This is a genomic window from Pseudomonas trutticola BRTCR10 (assembly GCF_056155105.1).
Map to the genome: position 1 here is coordinate 1576307 of NZ_CM149552.1, position 18504 is coordinate 1594810.

Annotated in this window: 17 protein-coding genes and 1 pseudogene; 11 read left to right on the forward strand and 7 right to left on the reverse strand. The window is 60.6% G+C overall.

Annotated features, from left to right (window positions below):
* Positions 1–17: 17 nt before the first annotated feature.
* The 4 genes from ACVVH8_RS06915 to ACVVH8_RS06930 all read left to right on the forward strand — a co-directional run bounded on the left by ACVVH8_RS06915 (position 18) and on the right by ACVVH8_RS06930 (position 3352).
* Positions 18–1091 carry a serine hydrolase domain-containing protein gene (locus ACVVH8_RS06915; protein ID WP_213027795.1) on the forward strand — a complete coding sequence of 358 codons (1074 nt, stop codon included), beginning with the start codon at positions 18–20 and terminating at the stop codon, positions 1089–1091.
* Positions 1088–1384 carry an amidase gene (locus ACVVH8_RS06920; RefSeq protein ID WP_103307009.1) on the forward strand — a complete coding sequence of 99 codons (297 nt, stop codon included), beginning with the start codon at positions 1088–1090 and terminating at the stop codon, positions 1382–1384. The genes ACVVH8_RS06915 and ACVVH8_RS06920 overlap by 4 nt, the downstream gene beginning before the upstream one ends.
* 218 nt (positions 1385–1602) lie before the next feature.
* Positions 1603–2193, forward strand: coding sequence for a YceI family protein (locus tag ACVVH8_RS06925; protein ID WP_401297948.1), 591 nt, complete (start codon positions 1603–1605; stop codon positions 2191–2193).
* 1 nt (position 2194) lies between these two features.
* Positions 2195–3352: a phospholipase D-like domain-containing protein gene (locus ACVVH8_RS06930; RefSeq protein WP_103307005.1), complete on the forward strand. Its 1158-nt coding sequence runs from the start codon at positions 2195–2197 to the stop codon at positions 3350–3352.
* 132 nt (positions 3353–3484) lie between these two features.
* On the opposite strand, the gene bglX is transcribed toward ACVVH8_RS06930, so the two are convergent.
* Positions 3485–5776, reverse strand: a complete 2292-nt coding sequence (gene bglX, locus ACVVH8_RS06935; RefSeq protein WP_475229182.1) for a beta-glucosidase BglX — start codon at positions 5774–5776, stop codon at positions 3485–3487.
* A gap of 262 nt (positions 5777–6038) precedes the next feature.
* Between bglX and ACVVH8_RS06940 the strand changes: the two genes are divergently transcribed.
* The 4 genes from ACVVH8_RS06940 (at position 6039) to ACVVH8_RS06955 (ending at position 9620) form a co-directional block, all read left to right on the forward strand.
* On the forward strand, positions 6039–6647 hold the full coding sequence (locus ACVVH8_RS06940) for a LemA family protein (protein ID WP_103307001.1): 609 nt from the start codon (positions 6039–6041) through the stop codon (positions 6645–6647).
* Positions 6648–6660: 13 nt separating this feature from the next.
* Complete coding sequence (locus ACVVH8_RS06945; RefSeq protein ID WP_475229184.1) at positions 6661–7416, forward strand: TPM domain-containing protein; 756 nt, start codon at positions 6661–6663, stop codon at positions 7414–7416.
* A 33-nt stretch (positions 7417–7449) separates the two neighbouring features.
* Complete coding sequence (locus tag ACVVH8_RS06950) at positions 7450–8067, forward strand: TPM domain-containing protein (RefSeq protein WP_103307434.1); 618 nt, start codon at positions 7450–7452, stop codon at positions 8065–8067.
* 335 nt (positions 8068–8402) lie between these two features.
* Complete coding sequence (locus tag ACVVH8_RS06955) at positions 8403–9620, forward strand: class I SAM-dependent methyltransferase (RefSeq protein WP_475229187.1); 1218 nt, start codon at positions 8403–8405, stop codon at positions 9618–9620.
* Positions 9621–9700: 80 nt separating this feature from the next.
* On the opposite strand, the gene ACVVH8_RS06960 is transcribed toward ACVVH8_RS06955, so the two are convergent.
* Entirely contained in the window at positions 9701–10606 is a 906-nt protein-coding gene (locus ACVVH8_RS06960; protein WP_475229190.1) for a DMT family transporter, read from the reverse strand.
* Between the two features lie 354 nt (positions 10607–10960).
* Between ACVVH8_RS06960 and ACVVH8_RS06965 the strand changes: the two genes are divergently transcribed.
* Together ACVVH8_RS06965 and ACVVH8_RS06970 are read left to right on the forward strand one after the other, a co-directional pair.
* On the forward strand, positions 10961–11542 hold the full coding sequence (locus ACVVH8_RS06965) for a DJ-1/PfpI family protein (RefSeq protein WP_475229192.1): 582 nt from the start codon (positions 10961–10963) through the stop codon (positions 11540–11542).
* A gap of 13 nt (positions 11543–11555) precedes the next feature.
* On the forward strand, positions 11556–11861 hold the full coding sequence (locus tag ACVVH8_RS06970) for a ribbon-helix-helix domain-containing protein (protein ID WP_103305539.1): 306 nt from the start codon (positions 11556–11558) through the stop codon (positions 11859–11861).
* An 84-nt stretch (positions 11862–11945) separates the two neighbouring features.
* Here the strand turns inward: ACVVH8_RS06970 and ACVVH8_RS06975 are convergent.
* The 3 genes and pseudogenes from ACVVH8_RS06975 to ACVVH8_RS06985 form a co-directional block, all read right to left on the reverse strand.
* Positions 11946–14495, reverse strand: a pseudogene (locus tag ACVVH8_RS06975) (TonB-dependent receptor); the annotation flags it as partial.
* Positions 14496–14616: 121 nt separating this feature from the next.
* Entirely contained in the window at positions 14617–15576 is a 960-nt protein-coding gene (locus ACVVH8_RS06980; protein WP_103305541.1) for a FecR family protein, read from the reverse strand.
* Positions 15573–16109: an RNA polymerase sigma factor gene (locus tag ACVVH8_RS06985; RefSeq protein WP_475229195.1), complete on the reverse strand. Its 537-nt coding sequence runs from the start codon at positions 16107–16109 to the stop codon at positions 15573–15575. Before ACVVH8_RS06985 ends, ACVVH8_RS06980 begins: the two co-directional genes overlap by 4 nt.
* 156 nt (positions 16110–16265) lie before the next feature.
* On the opposite strand from ACVVH8_RS06985, the gene ACVVH8_RS06990 reads away from it, so the two are divergent.
* Positions 16266–16610 (forward strand): YegP family protein, encoded by a 345-nt coding sequence (locus ACVVH8_RS06990; protein ID WP_475229198.1) that lies wholly within the window; start codon positions 16266–16268, stop codon positions 16608–16610.
* Positions 16611–16749: 139 nt separating this feature from the next.
* Here the strand turns inward: ACVVH8_RS06990 and ACVVH8_RS06995 are convergent, their stop codons facing one another.
* Positions 16750–17631 (reverse strand): dihydrodipicolinate synthase family protein, encoded by an 882-nt coding sequence (locus ACVVH8_RS06995; RefSeq protein WP_475229201.1) that lies wholly within the window; start codon positions 17629–17631, stop codon positions 16750–16752.
* Positions 17632–17655: 24 nt separating this feature from the next.
* Positions 17656–18438, reverse strand: a complete 783-nt coding sequence (locus ACVVH8_RS07000; protein ID WP_401297924.1) for an aldolase — start codon at positions 18436–18438, stop codon at positions 17656–17658.
* Between the last annotated feature and the right edge of the window lie 66 nt (positions 18439–18504).

Consider the following 18504-nt stretch of genomic DNA (forward strand, 5'->3'; position numbering starts at 1 on the left):
TTTCCAGAGCCGTCACCATGTTCAAAGGCCTGTCGCTGTTTCTGCTGCTGCTCAGCTTTACCGTTCAAGCCGAGCAATGGCCCGGCGAACAATGGCCGGTCGGCCCCCGGATCACGGCGGTTGAAGATCTGCAGAGCTATGCCTTCCCGACTCGCGATGACACTACCCGCAAAGGCGTCCGCACCGATGCCCTGCTGATCATCCGCGACGGCCAGATCATCTACGAACGTTACGCCGGCCCCACGACCGAACTGACTCCGCACCTGACCTGGTCGATCAGCAAAAGCCTGATGGCCAGTGTGCTCGGCGTGGCTTATGGCGAAGGCTTGTTCAAGCTTGAAGACCCCGCCGTGAAGTTTTACCCGGCGCTGCACAAACACCCGGCGATCAAAATAGCCGACCTGCTGCACTGGGCCTCCGGCATCGACTGGCAAGAAGATTACGAATACGCCCCGCTGAAATCTTCGGTGGTGGCGATGCTGTATACCCGTGGCCACCGCGACATGGCCGCGTTCACTGTTGATCACGACAGCTACGCGGCGCCGGGGCAGGCGTTCCGTTATTCCAGTGGCGACAGCAACCTGCTCGCGGCCGCGTTGAAAACCATCGTCGGCCCGCAGCGTTATCCCGACTATCCATGGACGGCGCTGTTCGAACCGTTGGGCATTCGCCACGCCGTGTGGGAAACCGATGCCAGCGGCACGTTTGTCGCGTCTTCCTACGCCTACCTGACTGCCCGGGATCTGGCGCGGGTCGGTCTGTTAATGGCTCGCGACGGGCGTTGGCATGATCGGCAATTGCTGCCCAAGGACTGGCTCGCCTTTAACCTGAAACCTTTCAACGGATACAAGGCCCATCAGGACGAAGCCGTCCCCGGCGGTCAATGGTGGCTCAATCGCCCGGCGGATGGCGCGCCGTCACCCTGGCCTGACGCCCCGCCCGATACTTTCGCCGCACTTGGCCATTGGGGGCAGGCGCTGTACGTGATTCCCAGCGAGAAAATCGTGATCGTGCGCTACGGCGATGATCGCGACGGCAGCTACCGCCACAACGAATTGCTCAAGCGTGTGCTGAAGGCGGTGCAGCCATGAAGCGCTTCTTGCTGGTGCTGCTTGTCGTGCTGCTCGGCTGGGGCGTCTACGAACGGGAAAATCTGTGGGCCTTTCCGGACATCATCAGCGCCTACACCGCCAAGGAATATTGTTCCTGTCGGTATGTGATGAACAATGACGCCGAGTATTGCCATGGCTACGTAAAACAATGGCTGCCGACCAGCCAATTCACCGATGACAGCACCCGCAAAACCATCACCGTCAGCGGCATGGGCCGCCACAACAGTGCGCAATGGCAAAGCGAGCGTCAGGGCTGTCGCCTCGATCCCTGAGCACACCCAATCCCCCTGTGAATAGAAGCCCCTGTGGGAGCTGGCTTGCCAGCGATGACGGAGTGTCAGTCACACATGTACCGCCTGTGCCGGCGCAATCGCTGGCAAGCCAGCTCCCACAGGGAGTTAATCAATCGGTGGATTTGCGGTGATCGAGTTTGCAATAACCGTGGGGGCGGTTAAGGTTCGTGCAGGTTTATCGGCCCCACGAGTGTTCAATGTTCAACCGCTCCCTCTTCACAACCCTGTCCAGCCTGCTGCTGGCCGCCGCTGCGCTGCCGGCGCAGGCCAATTGGTATCTGGACGGCGAGTCGTCGCGGCTGTCGTTTGTCAGCACGAAAAACGCGCATATTTCCGAAGTGCAGCGCTTTCTGGTGCTGCACGGCAAGGTCGACCCCAACGGCCGCGCCGAGGTTGAAGTCGAACTGGACTCGATCAACAGCGGCATCCCGCTGCGTGACGAACGCATGCGCAAGGAGCTGTTCCAGATTGAGCAATTCCCTGAAGCCACCATCACTACGCAAATCGACCTGCGCCCGATCAACGATCTGGCCCCCGGCGCGCAACTGGAATTGCGTCTGCCGCTGACCGTCAACCTGCACGGCAAGCAACACGAATACCCGGCCGAGCTGTTGGCGACTCGTCTGGATGACCGACGTTTTCAAGTGGTGACGCTGGAACCGCTGGTGATCAACGCCGAGGATTTTGACCTCGTCCCGGGTCTCGACAGCCTGCGCAAACTGGCCGACCTGTCGGCCATCAGTCTGTCGGTGCCGGTGGGTGCGGTGCTGATTTTCACGGCGCGCTGACATGCGTGGCGCAATCTTCCCGTGGCGTGACGGCAACCGCTTCGAACTGTTGATCGACGGCCCGCAGTTCTTCCCGCGCATGCTGGTGGAGATTGCCCGTGCCGAAGAACAGGTCGAGCTGGAGTTGTATCTGGTCGAGGCCGGAGCCTGCGCCGAGGCCGTGGTGCAAGCGCTGGTGCAAGCCGCCGAACGCGGGGTGCGAGTGCGTTGCCTGTTCGATGATTACGGCAGCCTCGCGTTTACCCTCAACCTGCGTCAGCGTCTGATCCATGCAGGCGTCGAACTGCGCTTCTACAATCGCCTGAACTGGCGGCGCTGGGTCGGCAACTTCTATCGTGATCACCGCAAATTGCTGCTGGTCGATCAGCGTCTGGCAGTGGTCGGCGGCACGGGTGTCACCGATGAATTCTGGACACCGGGTCAGGACACCAGCGAATGGCACGAGGTGATGGTGGAAATCACCGGCCCGCTGGTGCTCGACTGGCAGGTGCTGTTCGACCGTCAGTGGATCGCCAACCGCCATCGACGGGCATGGAAGCCGTCGGCGCATGTCGGTCTGCCACGGTTGCCCAAGATGCCGGACTTGGGCGAGGGCATGGGCCGTGTGGCCTACGCCGATGCGCGTCAGCACCGCGACATTTTGCAGTCGCTGTTCCGCGCCTTGAACAGCGGGCAGAAACGCATCTGGATGGCTACGCCGTATTTCCTGCCAACCTGGAAGATTCGCCGCTCCCTGCGCAAGGCTGCTGCCCGTGGTGTCGACGTACGGTTACTGCTGACCGGGCCGCGCACCGATCACCCGTCGGTACGTTACGCCGGGCATCGTTACTACCCGCGCCTGCTCAAGGCTGGCGTGCAGATCTTCGAATACCAGCCGTGTTTCCTGCACCTGAAAATGGTCCTGGTGGATGACTGGGTGAGCATCGGCTCGTGCAACTTCGACCACTGGAATCTGCGCTTCAATCTGGAGGCGAATCTTGAGGCACTGGACCCGTCGTTGACGGCAGCGGTGGTCGCGAGTTTCGAGAAAGACTTTGGCTTGAGCCAGTTGGTGAGCCTGGAGGAGTGGCAGCGCCGACCGTTGTGGCGGCGGTTCAAGCAGCGGATTTGGGGATGGGTGGATCGGTTGGTGGTCAACATCCTCGATAGACGCGGGTAACCGGAACCCCAAAAATCATTGTGGGAGCTGGCTTGCCAGCGATGAGGCCATCACATTCAACATCTTAGTTGACTGTCAGGCCGCCATCGCTGGCAAGCCAGCTCCCACATGTTTATGTGTTGCCTGAAAAAATTACAGCAACTCAAAGCTCTGCTGCGTCACGTCCTGGGAGTCCAGGCCGATCTGCACGTTGAACTTGCCAGGTTCTGCAGCGTACTTGAGCTGGGCGTTGTAGAACTTCAGGTCATCCTCGGTGATGGTGAAGTGCACGACTTTCTGTTCGCCGGCCTTGAGCATGATTTTCTGGAAGTTCTTCAGCTCTTTTACCGGGCGGATCATCGAACCGGTGACGTCCTGGATGTACAACTGCACCACGGTTTCGCCGTCACGCTTGCCGGAGTTCTTCACCATGACGCTGGCGTCGAGCTTGCCGGTGGCGTTCAGCGTGGTCGATGACAGCGCCATGTCGCTCAGGGCGAATTGGGTGTAGCTCAGGCCATAACCGAACGGGAACAGGGGACCGGTGGTGTCATCGAAATACTGCGAGGTGTAGTTGCCCGGTTTGCCCGGCGTGAACGGCCGGCCAATGCTCAGGTGGTTGTAGTAGGTCGGAATCTGGCCCACGGAACGCGGGAAGGTCACCGGCAGTTTGCCCGAAGGGTTGTAGTCGCCGAACAGCACGTCAGCGATGGCGTTGCCGCCCTCGGTGCCGCTGAACCAGGTTTCCAGGATCGCGTCAGCCGACTGGTTTTCTTCGAGGATGGTCAGTGGGCGGCCGTTCATCAGCACCAGCACCAGTGGCTTGCCGGTGGCTTTCAGGGCACGGATCAACTCGCGCTGGTTTTCCGGGATGTTCAGGTCGGTACGGCTGGAGGATTCGTGGGACATGCCACGGGACTCGCCGACGGCTGCGACGATCACGTCGGCGTCCTTGGCGGCTTTTACCGCTTCATCGATCAGCACATTCGCCGGACGCGGGTCATCGACCACTTCCGGGGCGTCGAAGTTGAGGAAGTTCAGGTAGTCGAGGACCTTCTTGTCGCTGGTGATGTTGGCACCACGGGCGTAGAGCAGGTTCGCTTTGTCGCCGATGAGTGCGTTCATGCCGTCGAACAAGGTCACCGATTGTGCTGGACGCCCGGCGGCAGCCCAACTGCCCATCATGTCGATCGGTGCCTTGGCCAGCGGCCCGACCAGTGCGACTTTCGCGTCTTTCTTCAGCGGCAGGGTGTCGTTCTGGTTCTTCAGCAGGACCAGACTGCGACGCGCGACCTCACGGGCCTCGGCGCGGTGCAGACGGCTTTCGGCGTAAGTGTCGGCCGGATCATCCTCGGCCTTGCCGATGCGCAGGTACGGGTCCTTGAACAGGCCCATGTCGTACTTGGCGGCGAGCACTTCGCGCACCGCGTTGTCGATGTCCTTCTGTTCGATCTCGCCGGACTTGAGCAGCCCCGGCAGCTCTTTGCCGTACAGGGTGTCGTTCATGCTCATGTCGATGCCGGCTTTGATCGCCAGCTTCGCCGCTTCACGACCGTCGCGGGCGACACCGTGCTTGATCAGCTCGAAGATCGCCCCGTGGTCGCTGACCGCCAGGCCTTTGAAGCCCCAGTCCTTGCGCAGCAAATCGTTCATCAGCCAGGTGTTGGCGGTGGCCGGAATACCGTTGATCGAGTTCAACGCGACCATCACGCCGCCGGCGCCGGCATCAATCGCGGCGCGGTACGGTGGCAGGTAATCCTGGTACATCTTCACCGGGCTCATGTCGACGGTGTTGTAGTCGCGGCCACCCTCGACCGCGCCATACAGGGCGAAGTGCTTGACGCTGGCCATAATGCTGTCGGCGGCGCTCGGGGTCTCGCCCTGGTAGGCCTTGACCATGACTTTGGCAATGCGCGAGGTCAGGTAAGTGTCTTCACCGAAACCTTCGGAGCTGCGGCCCCAGCGCGGGTCGCGGGAGATGTCGACCATCGGCGCGAAGGTGATGTCGAGGCTGTCGGCGGCGGCTTCTTTGGCGGCAACGCGCCCCGACTGGCCGATGGCGTCCATGTCCCAGCTTGAAGCCAGAGCCAGTGGAATCGGGAAAATCGTACGGTGACCGTGGATGACGTCGTACGCGAAAAACATCGGAATCTTCAGGCGACTGCGCATCGCCGCGTCCTGCATCGGACGGTTTTCCGGGCGGGTGATCGAGTTGAACGTGCCGCCGATATTGCCGGCGGCGATCTCTTTGCGGATCAGCTCGCGGGGCATTTCCGGGCCGATGCTGATCAGGCGCAACTGGCCGATTTTCTCGTCGAGGGTCATTTGCTTCATCAGGTTGCTGATGAACGCATCCTTGTTTTCCAGGGGTACCGGGGTCGTGGCGGCCAGTACTTGATGACTGGCCAGGCTGACGAACAGACCCAGCAAACACAGCTTCTTCATGAATATTTTTCTCAAGGGCCCAAACGGCAAATGCGATGCCGGCCAGCCAAAAGTTAGGGAGCGACTATTGTTGTTCGGGTACAGGCTCAAACAAGCAGAGCCAAAAACGGCAGCCGACACTTGGCAGCATGATCACGCAGGGCACTTTTTAGCCCATTGCCCCGTCGTAATCCAGCGACGCGGCCGATTATGCCCCAAGAGCCGGCCGAGAATGTTTCGCACCCGGTTTTTATAATGAAATGTGCCAAGGAGCATCACCGTGATGAATGTCAGTCCAACCTATCGCTCGCGCTTGCAGGTCGCCACGCTGCTAGTGCTCGCCACGCTGCTGACGGCGTGCGGCATCAACAACATCCCGACCCTCGACGAGCAGGCCAAAGCGGCATGGGGCCAGGTGCAGAACCAGTACCAGCGCCGGGCCGACCTGATCCCCAACCTGGTGGAAACGGTGAAGGGCTACGCCAAACATGAAGAGGAAACCCTGACCGCCGTGATCGAAGCGCGGGCCAAGGCGACCTCGATTCAGGTCGATGCCAGCACCCTCGACAACCCGGAAAAACTCAAGCAGTTCCAGCAGGCGCAGGACCAACTGACCGGCGCGCTCAGCCGTCTGATGGTGGTGTCCGAGCGTTATCCGGACCTCAAGGCCAACCAGAACTTCCTCGCCCTGCAATCGCAACTTGAAGGCACGGAAAACCGCATTGCCGTGGCGCGCCGCGATTTCATTCTGGCGGTGCAGAAATACAACACCGAGATTCGCACCTTCCCCGGCCGTCTCTGGCACAGCGTTATGTACAGCGACTTGCCGATTCGCGAAACCTTCGAAGCCACCACGCCCGGTGCAGAAAAGGCCCCGGAAGTGAAATTCTGATCCGGGGTTGCCCATGCGCGTATTGAAGATGGGCCTGGTGCTGATGCTGTGGCTGTTCGCCGTCAGCGCCCGGGCCGAGTTGACGTTCCCGGCGCTGAGCGGGCGCGTGGTGGACGAAGCGCAGATGCTTGAACCCTCGGTGCGCGCGCAATTGAGCCAACAGTTGCAGGCCCATGAACAAGCGACCGGCGAGCAATTGGTGGTGGTCACGCTGCCGGATCTGCAAGGCACTACCATCGAGGACTTCGGCGTTCAGTTGGGGCGGCACTGGGGCATCGGCCAGAAGGACAAAAACAACGGCGCGCTGCTGATCGTCGCCCGGGACGAGCGCAAATTGCGCATCGAGGTCGGCTACGGTCTTGAGGATCGGCTGACCGATGCGCAGACCTCGGTGATCATCCATCAAGTCATTACGCCGGCCTTCAAGAGCGGCAATTTCAGCAAGGGAATCAGCGACGGTGTCGCGGCGATGCTGGTGGTGTTGGGCGGCAATCCGCTGGACGAGCCGTCGACGGTTTATGAGTCGAGCGGTGATCCTTCAGACGACTTTATTTCCCGACACCCGGCGTTGTTCGTGTTTCTGGTGATGTTGTTCATCCTGACGGTGTTTGTCTGCCAGATGCTCGGTATCCTTCCCGCTGGCCGTGGCGGCTCCGGTGGCGGCGGTGGTTTCGTCGGTGGCGGCGGATTTGGTGGCGGCGGTGGAGGCGGGGGCTTCAGCGGCGGCGGGGGCAGTTTCGGCGGCGGTGGTTCGTCGGGCGGCTGGTGAGCACATAACAATAACGATCAGGCACTTTTCGACATGGCATTACTGACTGAACACGAACAACGCAAAGTCGCCGAGGCAATCGCCCGGGTCGAGCGCGACACCGACGCCGAACTGGTCACGGTGCTCGCGGCGCGCGCCGACGACTACGCGTACATCCCGCTGCTGTGGGCCAGTTTGCTGGCGCTGGTGGTGCCGGGCTTCGTGCATTACCTGACCGGGTGGCTGACTCTGCGCAGTCTGCTGCTGGTGCAGTGGGGGCTGTTCATTGTGCTGTGCCTGCTGTTTCGTCTGCCGAAGATCACCACCCATCTGGTACCGCGCCGTGTCCGGCACTGGCGCGCATCGAACCTGGCGCGGCGGCAGTTTCTCGAACAGAACCTGCATCACACGGTGGGCAGTACCGGGATGCTGATTTTTGTTTGCGAGGCGGAAAGGTACGTGGAGATTCTGGTGGATGAGGGCATTTCCAGACGGCTGGACAACAAGAGCTGGGATGCAATTGTCGCGGCGTTTACCGAGCAGGTCCGGCAAGGGCGCACGCTGGAAGGGTTTGTCAGCTGTATCGAGGCGTGTGGAGAACTGCTGAAAGTGCATGTGCCGGTGACGCAGGTGAGGAATGAATTGCCGAATCGGTTGATTGTGCTGGGGTAAGGCCTGGATTATTCGTCGATGCAGAGATCCAGCCCCTCACCCCAGCCCTCTCCCGGAGGGAGAGGGGGCCGATCGAGGTATCTGGCGCTCGACATCGACCTGTGGAACCGAGTCGATTATGGATTTGAAGCAAAACCTTCAAACCTGAGTTCGACTCGGTAATTCAGGTCGGCGTAACTTGTGAAAACACCTCGGTCAGTCCCCTCTACCTCTGGGAGAGGGCTAGGGTGAGGGTGCTTCTGACAACCGTTGGGTAAATAAGAGCGTGTCCCCAACCCCCATCCCCCCTAAAATACCGGCCATTCCCGATTTTGCCTGCCCGAGGCCGCTTGTCCATGTCCGTTACCGCCCCTTCCACCAAACCCACGCCAGACCACCACGCCCAGTTCATCGAGCTGCTGCAAACCAGCCTCGAACAGAACGGCTTCATCAAACTGGTGCTGGCCAAATACGTCGGTGAAGAGGCTGATCTGCAGCGGGTCATCATCAAACCGGTGACGGTCAAGGCGCAGCCGAATCTGTCGTTCGTCTATCGCTACAAGACCCGCGACATCACCAAGAACCTGCCGCTGAGCGAAGGCGTGGCGACAATTGCCGCGCTGTTGCCGACCTCGTTCAAAAATGCGCACTTGCTGGCCGTGACTGACGAAGCGCAGCTGGAATACAGCAAAAAGGGCAAATCTTCGCTGTTCAAGAGCAAACCTCAGCAGTTGCGCGAGGCGCCGTCCGCCGAGCACAACCGTGAGAAAAACCGTTTCCTGGAGTTGAGCCGACCGTTCCTCAAGGATCTGGGCGTGACCAACGCCCAGTACGAGTTGATCCCGGCGATGTCGCGCAAGTGGAAGCAGATCAACAAGTTCATCGAAGTCTTCAGCCATGCCCTGACCTCGTCGCCGCTGGCGCTGGACAAACCGGTGCGGGTGGCGGATTTCGGTTCGGGCAAGGGCTATCTGACGTTCGCCATCCACGATTACCTGCGCAACACCTTGAAGGCCGAGGGCGAAGTCACCGGCGTCGAGCTGCGCGAGGAAATGGTCAACCTGTGCAACGCCGCAGCAGCGAAGCTCGATCATCCGGGGCTGGTGTTCAAGTGCGGTGACGTGCGCAGCGTCGCGCCGAGCGAGCTGGACGTGATGATCGCCCTGCATGCCTGCGACATCGCCACTGATTATGCGATCCACACCGGCATCCGTTCGGGCGCGTCGATCATCATGTGCTCGCCGTGCTGCCACAAGCAGATCCGTCTGCAAATCCAGAGCCCGGCGCTGCTCAAGCCGATGCTGCAATACGGTTTGCACCTTGGTCAGCAGGCGGAAATGGTTACCGACAGTTTGCGTGCATTGTTTCTGGAAGCCTGCGGTTACGAGACCAAGGTTTTCGAGTTCATCTCGCTGGATCACACCAACAAGAACAAGATGATTCTGGCGGTGAAACGCGCCGAACCGGTGGACCCGGCGCAGTTGTTGGTGAAGATTCAGGAGTTGAAAGCGTTCTACAACATCAGCGAGCACTGCCTGGAAACCCTGCTGCGCGCCGACGGTTACCTGGCCTGAGCCAGATCCTGTGGGAGCGACGGTGCGACGACTCGACCTGCTCGCGAAAGCGCACTGACAGTCAGCGATGATTCTGTCTGTTACGGCCCCTTCGCGAGCAGGCTCACTCCCACATTTGATTTCACTGCGGTCTTGCGCCCGAGCATGACGGTCGCAATCACGCCGCAGGCAAACACCCAGGTGATTGGCTCGACATGCTCGCCAAAGAACAACGCCGAAAAGGCGATGGTGAAGAAGATCTGCAACAGCTGGATCTGACTGACCCGGGCAATGCCGCCCATGGCCAGCCCGGCGTACCAGGCGAAGAATCCCAAAAACTGCGAAAACAACGCCACATAGCCAAACGCCCACCAGGTCTTGGCGGACACCGCCCCTTGATGCTGCAGCGCCAGGTACAACACCGGGCCGATCAACAAGGGCGTCGACAGCACCAGCGCCCAGCAGATCACCTGCCAGCCACCCATCTCCTTGGCCAACCGGCCACCTTCGGCGTAGCCCAGCCCTCCGACGGCAATCGCGCCGAGCATCAACAAGTCACCAGCCTGAATACTGCCGGCACCGGTGTACAACGCATAACCGAGCACCAACGCACTGCCCAGCGCCGCGCAGGCCCAAAAGGCTTTTGACGGGCGCTCGTGGGACAACCACGCGGCGTAGAGGGCCACGCACAGCGGTTGCAAACCGTTGACCAGCGCTCCGTGGGACGCCGGCAAGGTCTGCATGGCCCACGCCGACAACACCGGAAAACCGAGAATCACCCCGGCGATCACCAGGCTCAGGCCTTTGATCTGTTTCCAGGTCGGCCACTTTTCCCGGCGCCACAACAACAGCAGCGCCGCCGGAACCGCCGCGAACAGCGCCCGACCGAGGCCGTTGAGCAGCGGATGCAGTTCCTGCACGACGATGCGGGTGAAGGGCAGGGTGAGGCTGAAAATCACAACCCCGAGCAGGCCGAGGGCCATGCCGGTGTTTTCGCGCGAGGACATGAGGGGGACCGGAATTGAAGGTGGCTGGGAATGACCTTCATAAAGCCATAAACCGCAGCGTTCGGGCTGCTACAGCTAGGCACAGACTTATCCGTACAGTTCCAGGCCGCCATCGCTGGCAAGCCAGCTCCCACAGGTTCTGAGGCGATCACCAATCTGCTGTTCAACTCGGACACTGTGGGAGCTGGCTCCCACAGGTTTCTGAGGCGATTACCAATCTGCTGTTCAACTCGGTCACTGTGGGAGCTGGCTTGCCAGCGATGAAGTCAACTCGGTAGTAGCCGGTTGTTACCCCGCCTCAGGGATAAGGTCTACCTTGAATACTCCCAAGTATTCTCCAGAGGAGTCCTCCCCATGGCCGCGAAAAAAATCCTGATGCTGGTCGGCGATTACGTCGAAGATTACGAAGTGATGGTGCCGTTCCAGGCCCTGCAAATGGTCGGGCACACCGTCCACGCCGTGTGCCCGGACAAGGCGGCGGGCAAAACCGTACGCACCGCGATCCATGACTTCGAAGGCGATCAGACCTACAGCGAAAAACCCGGACACCTGTTCGCGCTCAACTTCGACTTCGCCAACGTCAGTGAGGCCGATTACGACGCGCTGGTGATCCCCGGCGGTCGTGCGCCGGAATACCTGCGCCTCAACGAAAAAGTTCTCGATCTGGTACGTGCCTTCGACAAGGCCGGCAAACCGATTGCCGCAGTCTGCCACGGTGCGCAATTGCTGGCGGCGGCGGGCGTTCTCGAAGGTCGCGAATGCAGCGCCTATCCGGCCTGCGCGCCTGAAGTCCGACTGGCGGGCGGCACGTACATCGACATTCCGGTGACGGATGGCCACGTTCAAGGCAATCTGGCCACCGCCCCGGCATGGCCGGCGCATCCGAACTGGCTGGCCGGTCTCCTTGGCTTGCTCGGCACCAAAATCACCCTGTAACGAGGAAGCGCCGATGTGCGAGCTCTACGTCAAGGCTGACCCGATTCTCTACGAGTCACGCTCGCGCTCGCTGCGCATTTGCGGCGTGGTGACGACGTTGCGCCTGGAGAACCAGTTCTGGGACATCCTCAGCGAAATCGCCGAGGTCGACGGCATGACCACCAATCAGTTGATTGCCAAGCTGTATGAAGAGGTGATGGATTATCGCGGGGAAGTGGTGAATTTCGCGTCGTTCCTGCGAGTGAGTTGTACGCGGTATCTGAGTCAGCGGCGGGTAAGTGCGCCGGAGTTATCAGTGGTGCGGGCAGCGGTGAAATAGCCCGGACCGGGGTGACACTATCGCGAGCAGGCTCACTCCTACAGTTGGAATGCGTTCCCCTGTAGGAGTGAGCCTGCTCGCGATAGTNACACTCACCTTGGCATTGCGCCCCTGGCTATAAGCCAGGTCGCCGCTAAGCTCCGGGCGGTAGCTTTTGTTGAACAGGTTGTCGATGGTCAGGTTGACCTCGGTGCCCTTGAGGTACGCCTGCTGCGGTTTCCAGTTGGCGAACAGGCCCTGCACGTTGTAGCGGTCGTTGGCGTATTGGTCGTAATACACGTCACCGAGGGTGTTCTTGCCACCGCTGTAGCGATCGCTTGGCAAGCGATCGGTCTGGCGCACGAACTCACCCTGCCAGCCCACTTGCGCATCCCAACCCGGAATTTTCACGCCCATGACCGCCACCCATTTGGCCGGCTGAATGTCTCGTGCCCAGACGTTTGGCCCCCACGGGTTGGTGTAGGCACCTTCGTGCTTGCCGGTCATCCACGAGTAGGACAGCGAGCCAAACAGGTAGGTCGAGTCGTAGAAGCTTTCGACCTCGAAGCCCTTGATGGTCAGGCTGCCGATGTTGCGGTAGTTGCTCATCGGGCCAGAGCCCTTGCAGTCCGAATCGATCGTGCCGCCCTTGATCGCCTGATTCTGGCAGCCGACCCCGGTGGCCTTGAAGATCTCGTCGTCGATCTTGTTGCGATACAGCGTGGTGCGAATCTGCACGTTGTCGTTGTCGGTGAACACATTGGAGAAGTGGCTGATGTTACCGGCGCGCCAGCCCGTTATGCGTTCCGGGTCGAGGTCGACGCTGGTCGCGGTGCGATTGCCGATGCCCTGGACTTCGTACTGCTCGTCGATCACCGGTGCGCGCCAGGTTTTGCTGTAGTCGACGAAGAACGCAGTATCCGGTGTGACCTTCCAGAACGCTGACAAACGTGGCGACCAACCCGTATAAGTGCGGTCGCTGTAATCGTGGCCCATGGCCGGATTCGGGCTGCTGTAATACGGCGCGTCGTTGGCTTCGCCGCGGTTGCGTACGTGGTCGTAACGCACCGACGGCGTCAGGGTGAAATCGCCCAGCGTGATCGCGTCTTGCAGATAGAAAGCGTTGGTGTCGACCTTGCCCTTGGGCATGAAATACGGCTGGAAATGGCCAAAGTTGTACTTCGGCACATCATAGGCGGCGCCCGGCATCCACATGTCCGTGTCGCGGCTGTGCTTGCGGATTTGCACACCAGTGGTCACGGCGTGGGCCAAGGCGCCGGTTTCGAACAGGCTGATGTTGCGTAACTCGACGACGCGATCCTGGTAAGCCGTGTCCATTTTGCGACCGCCCGAGGCCGGCTGGAAAAACGCAGTAGCGTCACGCTCGTCGGTCTGGTCAGTGTCGGATTGCGAGTAGCTCAACTTCATGTCGATCAAACGGTTGTCCAGCGGCTGGTACTGGTAGAAACCGGACCAGGTGGTGTCGAGGGTTTCGCGGTTGGCAATCAACCGTTTCAACGCGCCTTCGTAACCGTATTTCTGGATGTTGAACGCGCTCGGCGGGCTCGGGTAAGAGGCAGAGGAAAAAGGGGTCCAGCGCTGGCTTTCCGAGTGCGAGTACGACAGGCCGGCGCTGTGCTCATCGGTCAGGTGCAGATTGACCTTGACCAGTTGACCGGCGACATCCTGGGCGCTGTTGGGCAGGCGCTTGGGGTTGAGCGGGTAGTTGTGGTCGCGATCCGGCAGGTTGTCGGCGAGCTTCATATCGTCGCCATCGCGTTTGGTCAGGTACACCAGCGCGTCGGCGCGCCCGTCGTCGGTGCGACCGAACACGGCACCCGTGTAAGTCTGCTGATGGTCGTTGCTGGCGTAGCCATATTTGACCATCGCGCCGCTATTACGGCCTTCTTGCAGCAAGTCCGGGGCATCTTTGGTTTCCATGTGCACGGTGCCACCGAAGCCACCGTTGCCGGTGAACAGCGAGTGCGGACCTTTTTCCACCTCGATGCTTTTGATCAGCTCCGGCTCGATGAAAATGGTGCCCTGCTGATAGCGCTCGAAGCCGCTTTTGCTCGCGCCGTCGAGGGTCATTGGCACATCTTCGGCCTCGCCCAGGCCCCAGATGTTGATCTTCTGGCCGCCGGGTTTCATCGAGCCGCTCATGCTCACACCGGGCAGCGTCTTCAACAGCGCGGGAATGTTGTTCGGTTGATGACGATCGATGTCGGCCTGAGTCAGCGTCGAGCGGCCGACAGTGCTGGAGTCGACTTCGGTGCCGGTACCAATCACGCTGAGCGCATCGAGCTGAATGCTGTCGCTGCTGCTGGTGACCGACTCCACCGGGCGCACCACGTACGTCTGGTTGACCTTGATCAGTCCGAACTGGCTGTGGTCGAGCAACTGGCGAATCGCCGCTTCCGCGCTGTAATCACCGTCGATGGCCGGAGCCTTGAGGTTGCGCAATTGCGCCTCGTCGAACAGCAACTGGATCTTCGCCTGCTGGGCGATCTGGCTCAGCGAAGTTGCCATCGATTGTGCCGGCAGGTGCAGGCTGATCGATTCGGCATGGGCTTGCATGCTGAATGCCAGGCAGGCGGCGGCGAGCAGGGTCGGTCGAAGGCAGGTGAGCGGGTACGGCGAAAACACGCGAAACATGGAATCCCCCAAAGCGGCAAAAGGCCAAAAAGGCCTGCGTCAGCAACGCAGACCGGAGGAAGACGCGGCAGACAAAAAAAACCTCACATGCGAATGCAAAATATTCTCATATGAGCCGATGTCAGCGGTTTTCGAGACGGATGCGCCCGTCGGCAAGGGCCACTGTTTTCACCGGGATCAGCGCGGGCAGGGCGTTGATCAGTGCGTCCGGATCCTCGACGTCGAGGTTGCCGGAGACTCTGATATGGCCCAGTTTTGCATTGGCCAGCAGCACCGGTCTGGCGCGATACAGGTTCAGCTCATCCACCAGACTGGCCAGTTCGCGGTTGCGAAACGACAGGTGCCCGGTGCGCCAATCGGCGACCTGGCTGACGGCCAGCGTTTGCTGCTGCACGCTGCCGCTGTCCAGATCGACCGCCGCTTGTTGTTGTGCGCCGAGCAGCAATGACGTGCGCGGGTCCGGTGCGAAAGCGACCTGGCCATGGGCGACGCTGACTACCAGCTGCTTGTCGGTGCGCCGGACATCAAAACCGGTGCCGACCACCCGCACGGTGGCGTCGCCGGTTTGCACCCACATCGGCCGTTCCTTGTCCGGGGCGACGTCGACATAGAACTGGCCGCGTTCGAGAAAGATCCGCCGCTGATGGCTGTCGTAATCGACGCGCAGTTGCGTGTTGGCGTTCACCGACAGCGTGCTGCCATCCGGCAATTCGACGGTGCGCATGCCTTTGGATTGCGCGGCGATCTGCTGCTGGAAAACCCCGTAGGACGTGCCCAACTGCGTGGCGAGCACCGCGCCGACCAACGCCGCCGCAACGGCCAGGGTAGGGCGCCAGAGGCGTTTGGGTTTTTGCAGCTTGAGCGGCGTCGGCCGATTCAGTTGCTGCAATTCGCCAAGATCGGCCCACAGTTCTTCGAACGCCCGATAGGCCTTGGCGTGTTCCGGTTCGCGCAGCCATTGCTCGAATGCCTGTCGGACAGCGCGGCCCTGTTGCTGGCGATTGCGGGTAAACCATGCGGCGGCCTGACCGTCGATGCTGTCGTCCGGCAATTCGCTGTCGACTTCGTGCGGGCGGTTCATTCTGGCTTCTCCATGCCGTTGTCTTGCTCAAGGCGTTGTTTGCAATGCATCAGTGCGAAGGCGATGTGTTTCTCCACCATGCTCAGCGAAATCCCCATGCGCTCGGCAATCTGCGCCTGACTCAAGCCTTCAAAGCGGTGCAGCATAAGGGCCTCGCGCCGACGTGGCGAGAGTTCGGCCAATACTTCCTTGAGATGCTCCAGCCGTTGCTGGCGCTGCGCCGCTGCCATCGGATCGTGCTGCTCATCGGTAACCGGTTCGATATCGCTGTCGTGATTGGGCTGGACGATGTGCCGCACTTTCTGCCGGCGCCAGTGATCACGCAGCAGATTGCGCGCCATCTGGAACAGGAAAGCGCGCGGCTGCTCGACCTTGGCCCGGTCGCGATAGTCGAGCCATTGGGTAAATACGTCCTGGGTCATGTCCGCCGCGTCGCTGGGATTTTCCGTGCGTTTGCGCAGGTAATGCAGGATGTCCCCGTAAAACCGGCGAAATGAATCAGCCGACAGAGGATCGGGCGTGAGGCGGGGCATGGATATCCTTCTCGACGAAGCGGGGGCGCAGAAAGTCGCGGATGATATCGAGAATTATTGTCATTTGTCATGTTGGCGATTTGGCGCTCATCCAGCAGTGGCTAAACCGGCGAAACCGTCTTTACTGTCGAGGGTTCAATCCACAGGAGCAGCAACATGTCCGGATGGTACGAGTTGAGTAAAAGCAGCAACGGCCAGTTCAGGTTCGTGCTGAAAGCGGCGAATGCCGAGACGATTCTGACCAGCGAGCTGTACACCACCCGCGCGGCAGCCGATGGCGGCATTGCCTCGGTGCAGACCAACAGCCCGCTGGATGAACGTTACGAGAAGAAGTCGACCAAGGACGGCCATCCGTACTTCAATCTGAAGGCGGCCAATCACCAGGTCATCGGCAGCAGCGAGTCGTATTCCTCGGACGCCGCTTGCGATAAGGGCATTGCCAGCGTGAAGGCCAACGGACCGACCAAAGTCATCAAGGACAAGACCCTGCCGGTCCTCTGAACTCACTTTCAAATCCAGCATCATTCCTGTGGGAGCTGGCTTGCCAGCGATGAGGCCATATCATTCAGCATTGATGTTGACTGATACGCCGCCATCGCTGGCAAGCCAGCTCCCACAGTTTTTCTGTATTGCCGAAAAATCAGCGCAGGGTTTTGAGGATTGCCTGCAGCTGACCCCGCCCGGTTTCGCTCAACGGAAACACCGGCAAGCGCGGATCGCCGACTTCCAGCCCCGTCTCACGCAAACCGGCCTTGATCGTCGCCGGCAAACCACCTTTGAGGATGAAATCCAGCAGCGGCAACTGGCGGTAGAACAGTTCGCGCGCCTTGGCCATATCTCCCGCCAGCGACGCCGCGTACAGATCCAGGTTCAGTTGCGGGATCAGGTTCGGCGCCGCTGTGCACCAGCCTTTCGCCCCGGCCGCGAACGCTTCCAGCGCCAGCGGGTTGCAGCCGTTGTAGAACGGCACCTGGCCTTCGCCAAGCAATTGCAGCTTGTGCATGCGCTGGATGTCGCCGGTGCTCTCCTTGACCATGGTGACGTTTTCCACCGCACCGACGATCCGCAGAATCAGGTCGACCGACATGTCGGTGCCGCTGGTGGCCGGGTTGTTGTAGAGCATGATCGGCACGCTGATGCTGTCGCCAATGGCACGGTAGTGGGCGAGGATTTCTGCCTCGGTGAGTTTCCAGTAGGACGCCGGCAGCACCATCACCACGTCGGCGCCATGGGCCTCGGCAAAGCGCGCGCGGCGTGCGGCTTTGGCGGTGGTCAGGTCGGACACGCTGACGATGGTCGGCACACGTTTGGCCACATGTTTGATGCTGAACTCGGCGACCTGATCCCACTCCGCGTCGCTCAGGTAAGCGCCTTCGCCAGTGCTGCCCAAGGGGGCGATAGCGTGCACGCCGCTGTCGATCAAGCGATCGATCGATTTGCCCAGCGCCGGCAGATCCAGCCCTTCGCCGTTGGCGCCGAACGGGGTGATGGTGTAGCCGATGATGCCGTGAATGTTGGACATGGGGATGACTCCGTCAAATGGGTTTCAGTTCAGGCAATCGGCGTGTTGGCGCAGGTTCTGCCGAGCGTAATAGTTGAAAGCGGCGGCGTGGCGTTTCGGTTTCGACACCCAGTCATGCGCCTCGCGGCCCAGCTCAGGAATGATCGGCTTGATCGTTCCGGCCGCCATCGCCAACAGTTGCAGCTTGGCGGCGCGCTCGATCAATTGCGCAATGACACAGGCTTCCTCGATCGTGGTACCGGTCGACAACTGGCCGTGGTGCGACAGCAGGATCGCGCGCTTGTCGCCCAGGGCCCCGGCGATCAATTCGCCTTCTTCGTTGCCCACCGGCACGCCCGGCCAGCCTTCGAGAAACGCGCAGTCGTCGTACAGCGGGCATAGATCCATGTGCGAGATTTCAAGCGGCACTTCCAGCATCGACAGCGCAGCAATGTGCGTCGGGTGGGTGTGGATGATGCAATTGACGTCCGGGCGGGCGCGGTACACCCAACTGTGGAAACGGTTGGCCGGGTTGGCCATGCCGTGACCTTCGAGCACTTCCAGGTCCTCGTTGACCAGCAGCAGATTGCTCGCCGTGATTTCATCGAAGCCCAGGCCCAGTTGCTGGGTGTAATAGGTGCCCGGTTGCGGGCCACGGGCGGTGATCTGCCCGGCGAGGCCGGAGTCGTGACCGCTCTCGAACAGAATCCGGCAGGTCAGGGCCAGCTTTTGCCGGTCTGTCCACGTATTATCCGCCAGGGTGTTTTGCATCTGGGTCAGCGCTTGCTTGACCAGTTGGTCTTTGGGTAGTGCTAATGTCTTGGCCATGTCTGTGTCCTTTGGGTGATTGCAAATGACACTAAAGAGGCTATATGACACAAAGTGTCATTGGCA

Coding starts and splice junctions, on each gene's coding strand:
- ACVVH8_RS07000 (WP_401297924.1), bottom strand. CDS start 18,438: ATGGCCAAGACATTAGCACTACCCAAAGACCAACTGGTCAAGCAAGCG.
- ACVVH8_RS06955 (WP_475229187.1), top strand. CDS start 8,403: ATGTCCGTTACCGCCCCTTCCACCAAACCCACGCCAGACCACCACGCC.
- ACVVH8_RS06980 (WP_103305541.1), bottom strand. CDS start 15,576: ATGAACCGCCCGCACGAAGTCGACAGCGAATTGCCGGACGACAGCATC.
- ACVVH8_RS06940 (WP_103307001.1), top strand. CDS start 6,039: ATGAATGTCAGTCCAACCTATCGCTCGCGCTTGCAGGTCGCCACGCTG.
- ACVVH8_RS06950 (WP_103307434.1), top strand. CDS start 7,450: ATGGCATTACTGACTGAACACGAACAACGCAAAGTCGCCGAGGCAATC.
- ACVVH8_RS06965 (WP_475229192.1), top strand. CDS start 10,961: ATGGCCGCGAAAAAAATCCTGATGCTGGTCGGCGATTACGTCGAAGAT.
- ACVVH8_RS06985 (WP_475229195.1), bottom strand. CDS start 16,109: ATGCCCCGCCTCACGCCCGATCCTCTGTCGGCTGATTCATTTCGCCGG.
- ACVVH8_RS06915 (WP_213027795.1), top strand. CDS start 18: ATGTTCAAAGGCCTGTCGCTGTTTCTGCTGCTGCTCAGCTTTACCGTT.
- ACVVH8_RS06990 (WP_475229198.1), top strand. CDS start 16,266: ATGTCCGGATGGTACGAGTTGAGTAAAAGCAGCAACGGCCAGTTCAGG.
- ACVVH8_RS06925 (WP_401297948.1), top strand. CDS start 1,603: ATGTTCAACCGCTCCCTCTTCACAACCCTGTCCAGCCTGCTGCTGGCC.
- ACVVH8_RS06995 (WP_475229201.1), bottom strand. CDS start 17,631: ATGTCCAACATTCACGGCATCATCGGCTACACCATCACCCCGTTCGGC.
- ACVVH8_RS06960 (WP_475229190.1), bottom strand. CDS start 10,606: ATGTCCTCGCGCGAAAACACCGGCATGGCCCTCGGCCTGCTCGGGGTT.
- ACVVH8_RS06930 (WP_103307005.1), top strand. CDS start 2,195: ATGCGTGGCGCAATCTTCCCGTGGCGTGACGGCAACCGCTTCGAACTG.
- ACVVH8_RS06920 (WP_103307009.1), top strand. CDS start 1,088: ATGAAGCGCTTCTTGCTGGTGCTGCTTGTCGTGCTGCTCGGCTGGGGC.
- ACVVH8_RS06970 (WP_103305539.1), top strand. CDS start 11,556: ATGTGCGAGCTCTACGTCAAGGCTGACCCGATTCTCTACGAGTCACGC.
- bglX (WP_475229182.1), bottom strand. CDS start 5,776: ATGAAGAAGCTGTGTTTGCTGGGTCTGTTCGTCAGCCTGGCCAGTCAT.
- ACVVH8_RS06945 (WP_475229184.1), top strand. CDS start 6,661: ATGCGCGTATTGAAGATGGGCCTGGTGCTGATGCTGTGGCTGTTCGCC.